This window comes from Phytobacter sp. V69 (assembly GCF_965644215.1).
Lineage (GTDB): Bacteria > Pseudomonadota > Gammaproteobacteria > Enterobacterales > Enterobacteriaceae > Phytobacter.
On record NZ_CBFFRL010000055.1, the window covers coordinates 21,302 to 27,301 of the forward strand.

Below are 6,000 nucleotides of genomic sequence, written 5' to 3' on the forward strand. Positions count from 1 at the left end.
ACGTATTGATATTGATGGAGCGAATGAGAAGCATACTGGGTATTTACTCCGGGGGTATCTGGCGCATTCCTTATCTGGACAGTTTTCTGCCCGGGGAACGCGTGCGGCTTTCGCCTTTTAAAGCCATACCGGAGCCGGTCAATGCTGTCGCCGTGTGGGGTTATCGTCCGAGCACACAAAAACCTGTTGCCCTGTCGCAGGCTGCCGGCCTTCCCGTCATCCGTCTCGAAGATGGTTTTATCCGTTCGCTGGGGTTAGGCGTTCATGATTGCCCGCCTCTCTCCATCGTTGTCGATCATCTTGGCATTTATTACGATGCCTCAGCGCCGAGCACACTCGAACTGCTGGTACAAGACAGCGATGGCAATCGCCCCCTGGCAGACGAAGCGCAGGTGATGATGCGCGCCATCGTAGAAAGTGATTTGTCGAAATACAATCAGGCGCCACCGTTTGTCGCACCTGACAATATGCCAGAAGCCGTTCTGCTGATTGACCAGACATTTGGCGATATGTCGGTTACCAAAGGCAATGCCGGTCCGGAAAGCTTCCAGTTGATGCTGGAGACGGCAAAACAGGAAAACCCGAACGCCGAGATTTGGGTGAAGGTCCACCCGGATGTGCTGTGCGGCAAAAAATCGGGGTATTTCGCGCACCTGAAATCCGACAGCCGCGTGCGTTTGTTCGCCGAGGATGTCAGCCCGCAATCGCTGCTGCGCCACATGCAAAAGGTGTACGTCGTTACCTCTCAATACGGCTTTGAAGCGCTGCTGGCGGGGAAACCCGTTATCTGCTTTGGCCAGCCCTGGTATGCAGGCTGGGGATTGACGGACGATCGTCATCCAAAAGCCAGTGAGCTTGCCGCACGCCGCCAACCGGCCACGCTTAACGACCTGTTTACCGCCGCCTATCTGCGCTACTGCCGTTACCGGCATCCGGTGAGTGGTAAACCGACAACACTGGCCAGCGTTGTCGACTGGCTGGCCCTACAGCGCCAGCACAACCTGGCACGCCGCGGCACGCTGTGGGCGCCGGGATTAAGCCTGTGGAAAACAGCCATCCTTAAGCCGTTCCTGAAAACCACAGAGAACCAGGTGCGTTTTGCGAAACGATGCCCACAAGCCATTGCCCTTATCGCCTGGGGCACGCGCGGAGAAGCAAAATGGCAGGCTCAGGCAGACGCCCAACACATTCCACTGTGGCGTATGGAAGACGGGTTTATCCGTTCCTGCGGTCTGGGCTCCGATCTGCTCGCCCCCTTGTCTTTAGTGCTGGATAAAACCGGTATTTATTACGATGCCTCAAGACCCAGCGATCTGGAAAACCTGCTGAATACCCGTAGCCTGAATGAGCACCAACGGGAGCGCGCTCAGGCACTGCAACAGCAGCTCGTACGCAATAAGGTGAGTAAATACAATCTCGGTCTGGACTGGTATTTACCGCCGGAAGCGACAGGCAGGAAAGTGATTCTTGTACCGGGTCAGGTAGAAGATGACGCGTCTATCAAGACCGGAGCGCTGTCAGTTAACACCAACCGGGATTTGCTGCGTACCGTACGTGAACGCAACCCAGACGCGTTTATCGTCTTTAAACCGCACCCGGATGTGCTGGTTGGCAACCGCGAAGGGCACGTGGCGGCAGAAGATGTCGCCCGCTGGGCCGATTGCCAGGCGCTGGACGCCGACATCATTCAGTGCATTCAGCACGCCGATGAATTACACACCATGACCTCCCTTTCCGGCTTCGAAGCACTGATGCACGGGAAGCGAGTATTTTGCTATGGCATGCCGTTTTATGCGGGTTGGGGACTCACACACGATAAGCACCATATTTCCCGGCGGGCACGCCAGCTCAGCCTGGAGGATTTAGTCTGGCAAACGCTGATTGCGTATCCGACGTATATCCATCCGCAGCGGCTGGAACCGATGCTGGCAGAAGAAGCAGCACTTTGGCTAAGCGCCGCCCCTCGCGGTGCAATGAAAATAACGAAAAAGAATATTGGCCGATTAGCCAGACAGTACCGCAAGGTGTTGATGTTTTATAAAGTTCGCTTTGGTTAGCGTGAACTCTGGATACATGGAAGATGATGCAAAACAATACCGTTAAGACATTGCTTGCAGGGAAAAAATACCTGCTGTTGCAAGGACCGATGGGGCCTTTCTTCAATGATGTCGCGAACTGGCTGGAAACGCTGGAACGCGAAGCGGTAAACGTCGTTTTTAATGGTGGCGACAGGTTTTATTGCCGTAACCGCCATTACCTGACTTATACCCGGACACCGAAGGAATTCCCCGCCTGGTTGAAAGAGACCTGGAAGGATTATCCGTTCGATACCATCTTGTGCTTCGGCGACTGCCGTCCATTGCACAGGGCGGCGCACGCCTGGGCTAAAGCAAAGGGTATTCGCTTCCTGGCCTTCGAGGAAGGTTATCTGCGTCCTCACTTTATTACGGTGGAAGAAGGCGGCGTTAACGCCTTCTCCCCCCTGCCCCGCGACCCTGATTTTTATCGCAGCTTGCCGGATATCGCGCCTGCTGAAGTCCAGCCGCTAAAACCCTCCTCAGGCCGTCGCTATATTCATGCGATGTGGTACTACGCTGTTGGCTGGCGCTACCGTCACGAATTCACGCATTATCGCCACCATAAATCGTTCTCGCCGTGGTATGAGGCAAAATGCTGGGTGCGCGCATGGTGGCGTAAGCAATGGTATGGCTGGAAGCAACGAGGCGTGCTGGAGACGCTGCAAACGACGCTCGACCAACGCTACTATCTGGCCATTTTGCAGGTCTATAACGACAGCCAGATTCGTAACCACAGCCCTTATACTGATGTGCGCGACTATATCAACGACGTGATCTTCTCGTTCGCACGCAAAGCGCCGATGAGCCACGTGCTGGTGATCAAACACCACCCAATGGATCGTGGGCACCGCCTGTATGGACCGTTGATTAAACAGTTAGGTAAGAAGTATGGCGTGGCCAGCCGTGTGATTTACGTGCACGACCTATCGATGCCAGAATTGCTGACGCATGCTAAAGCAGTGGTGACGATTAACAGTACGGCGGGGATTTCAGCGCTGGTGCATAACAAACCGCTGAAGGTGATGGGCAATGCCCTGTACGACATCAAAGGGATGACATATCAGGGACATTTGCACCAGTTCTGGACGGCTGACTTCAAGCCGGATATGAAGTTGTTTAAGAAATTCCGTGGGTATTTGCTGGAGAACACCCAGATTAATGCGGTGTATTATGGAATGGATAAAAAAACATTCAAACAGGTTGCAGGTAGCTATACTAGAGGTAACTTTCTTGGTTTAACAAAAAATAGCTAATGCAATGTGAGGTGATAGACATGCAATTTCCTTTGCGAATAGCAATTTTAATTAATTCGCTCCTAATATTTCCAACGCATGGTGCTGAAAAGCTAGAGTGTAAAAAAAAATTAGTGATAGATAAAGAAGGCTATTTTTATTTAGGGAAAGGCTGTGAATTAAACTCAGTTACTATAAACCACTCAAATGTAGATCTTGATTGCAAATCAGCCATAATTGACGGACAGAACAAAGAACCAAATGGTATTTTTATTAACGGAAAAGGAAAGAAGATTGAAAATATATCAATAAAACATTGCAACATCCTCAACCATATATCATTCGGAATATGGATAACAGCAGGGATTCCGATGAGCAAGTGGTCAAATGACCATAGTCTTAATTATACCAAAGCCCCTCAAAACATTAAAATAACCCAATCAGAAATATCAAAATCAACAAATGCAGGAATTTTCATAGACTCATACTCTCATGACATTACAATTGAAAATACCACTATAAAATATTCTGGTAATGTTGGAATTTATTTAGAACAAGCAAGTAAAAATAACACTATCATTAACAATTCACTGCAGAATAACGGCTGGGGTAATATTAAAAATCTCAGAGAAGGGTTAGCAGTAGATTCTTCCAGTTCAAATAAAATAGTTAATAATATTTTTGATGGTAACGCTGCCGGGGGAATATTCATTTACAAAAACTGTGGCGAATTTTATGGCTCACCAAAGTCTGCAATAAGATGGCAACACAGCGAAAATAATCTAATATCCAACAATAATTTCAGAAATCAAAAATATGGTATATGGATAGCATCCAGGCAGACAAAGAACCTAGAAAGACTACAATGCGGTGATAATTCTGTAGATAACAAAGGTATTTATTATAGAGATTATGCTGACAATAATACGGTTGTTAATAATCACTTCTGCAAAAATATAGTATCAATACGAATTGAGAGTAGTAACAATATTATTGAAAACAATGAAATAGGTTCATCTAGTTATAAGGACATCCTTATCCCATTTGACAAAGTTAAAGAAATACAAGGTTTAACTCTGACAGGGAACAAAATATTAAACAATACAAAAAATACATGTGAATAACAAAACAACATAAAAGCAGTGTTTATTAGAACATACAAGATTAAATAATTTAATCTTGTATGACCAATTTATCCTTTTCTAAGCGATGTTGAATAAATTTCATCTTTTCGGCCCCATTAATGATACGCTTTTCTAGCTCATTGCAAGCGAGCTGTGGATTATCAAATGGTAACCCCGATAATTCAGACATATTATATTCCCACCAAGCAACCTTTTCTAAAGCAGCAATAACTTCTTCAGGAAACCTCATCTTTAATATTTTAGCTGGGATACCACCAACTATCGCAAATGCCGGTACGTCTTTTGTAACCACGGCCCCAGCTGCTACAATAGCTCCATTACCAATTTTGACGCCACGTAGAATTACCGCTGAAGTCCCGATCCAGACATCATGACCAATACTTGGTGCTTTTTTTGCGATGTTTAGGGGTAATCTCATTGGGTTACTAAAACTAGAAGTATCTCCCCAATCGGAAAATGCAGATTTTCCATACTGAAAAGGATGAGTGCTCATCCATGTTACAGGGTGTTCGCCATCACCAATTGAAACGTCAGGCGCAATACTACAATAATTGCCAACATCCGCACATAATCGGCCCCCCCGCATAAAAGAATATGCACCGAAGTTAACATGCCCGCGAATTTCAGTTTTAACAAGGTGGATCGGAGGCGAGAAGGTAAGTGAAAGCCCTTTAGGTACACCTGTTTGATCAAGTTTTAACCCATAAGACTTAAATATATCTAGTTTCTGCGCTACTGTTTTGTTTGCAAGATCAATAATTGTCATTCAATAAGTATCTCGAATAAAAGGCTAGCAATATTATGGAATTCCAAATACTAAACACAAAAATTTACTTTCTTGCGGCAATGTTGTTACTGCCAACAAGAGAGGTAGTTGCAATGCCAAAGTCCAAACTATATCAGGAAACTGTTTCAATGTATGAAAAATTCTATGGACGATACGATATTGTAATGTTTGGAGATAGCTTTATCCAAAGGGCAAACTGGCAAGATATGTTTCCAGATTTACGAGTGGCCAACCGTGGTATCGGGGGAGATGATACAGAAGGGATGCTACAGAGACTAAAAGGAGTGGAATTGACTGGCGCTAAAATTGTATTTATCCTGGTAGGAAATAATGATCTTAATAGAAAAATAAAACCAGAACAAATAGCCATGAACATTTCAAAAATTGCGAATTATCTCAATGAGAAAGGCATGACTGTTATAGTCCAATCGACAATACTTTCAGGAAAAGAAAATATTGAAAAGAACAAACTTACTAATGAGCTAAATTACATATTAGAGAATCAAAGAAAAAATTATAAATACTTAGATCTAAATAAATCACTATCACCGAATGGTTATCTAGAAGATAAATATAATCTCGATGGCACTCACTTAACTGTAAAAGGATATATGGTTTTAAAGAGCATTCTTGAAAAGAAAATTTATAATCAATACAAAAATGTTTTTAATAAAACGTACCAGGCGGATTCAACTCCGAAGTGCAACGCTAAGCCGCCAATCTTAGCTCTGCAAACACCACAGACGGTTGCCTGAATC

At 45.3% G+C, this 6,000-nt stretch carries 5 protein-coding genes; 4 read left to right on the forward strand and 1 reads right to left on the reverse strand.

What is annotated here, in order from left to right; genetic code table 11:
* The first annotated feature begins 32 nt into the window (after positions 1–32).
* The 3 genes from ACSZPU_RS10095 to ACSZPU_RS10105 are packed head-to-tail and all read left to right on the forward strand — an operon-like array spanning position 33 to position 4,434.
* Positions 33–2,057 (forward strand): capsule polysaccharide biogenesis protein, encoded by a 2,025-nt coding sequence (locus tag ACSZPU_RS10095; RefSeq protein ID WP_498998164.1) that lies wholly within the window; start codon positions 33–35, stop codon positions 2,055–2,057.
* 26 nt (positions 2,058–2,083) lie between these two features.
* Positions 2,084–3,331 carry a capsule polysaccharide biogenesis protein gene (locus ACSZPU_RS10100; RefSeq protein ID WP_498998166.1) on the forward strand — a complete coding sequence of 416 codons (1,248 nt, stop codon included), beginning with the start codon at positions 2,084–2,086 and terminating at the stop codon, positions 3,329–3,331.
* 20 nt (positions 3,332–3,351) lie between these two features.
* On the forward strand, positions 3,352–4,434 hold the full coding sequence (locus tag ACSZPU_RS10105) for a right-handed parallel beta-helix repeat-containing protein (protein WP_498998156.1): 1,083 nt from the start codon (positions 3,352–3,354) through the stop codon (positions 4,432–4,434).
* Positions 4,435–4,483: 49 nt separating this feature from the next.
* Here ACSZPU_RS10105 and ACSZPU_RS10110 read toward each other — a convergent pair whose 3' ends face one another.
* The gene (locus tag ACSZPU_RS10110) at positions 4,484–5,221 is read right to left on the reverse strand and encodes a CatB-related O-acetyltransferase (protein WP_498998158.1); all 738 of its coding nucleotides are present in this window, start codon (positions 5,219–5,221) and stop codon (positions 4,484–4,486) included.
* A 35-nt stretch (positions 5,222–5,256) separates the two neighbouring features.
* Between ACSZPU_RS10110 and ACSZPU_RS10115 the strand changes: the two genes are divergently transcribed.
* Positions 5,257–5,997 (forward strand): GDSL-type esterase/lipase family protein, encoded by a 741-nt coding sequence (locus ACSZPU_RS10115; RefSeq protein WP_498998161.1) that lies wholly within the window; start codon positions 5,257–5,259, stop codon positions 5,995–5,997.
* Positions 5,998–6,000: the final 3 nt, after the last annotated feature.

Excerpts from the sequence above, each read along its gene's own strand:
- ACSZPU_RS10100 (WP_498998166.1), top strand. The coding sequence starts at position 2,084 with ATGCAAAACAATACCGTTAAGACATTGCTTGCAGGGAAAAAATACCTG.
- ACSZPU_RS10105 (WP_498998156.1), top strand. The coding sequence starts at position 3,352 with ATGCAATTTCCTTTGCGAATAGCAATTTTAATTAATTCGCTCCTAATA.
- ACSZPU_RS10110 (WP_498998158.1), bottom strand. The coding sequence starts at position 5,221 with ATGACAATTATTGATCTTGCAAACAAAACAGTAGCGCAGAAACTAGAT.
- ACSZPU_RS10115 (WP_498998161.1), top strand. The coding sequence starts at position 5,257 with ATGGAATTCCAAATACTAAACACAAAAATTTACTTTCTTGCGGCAATG.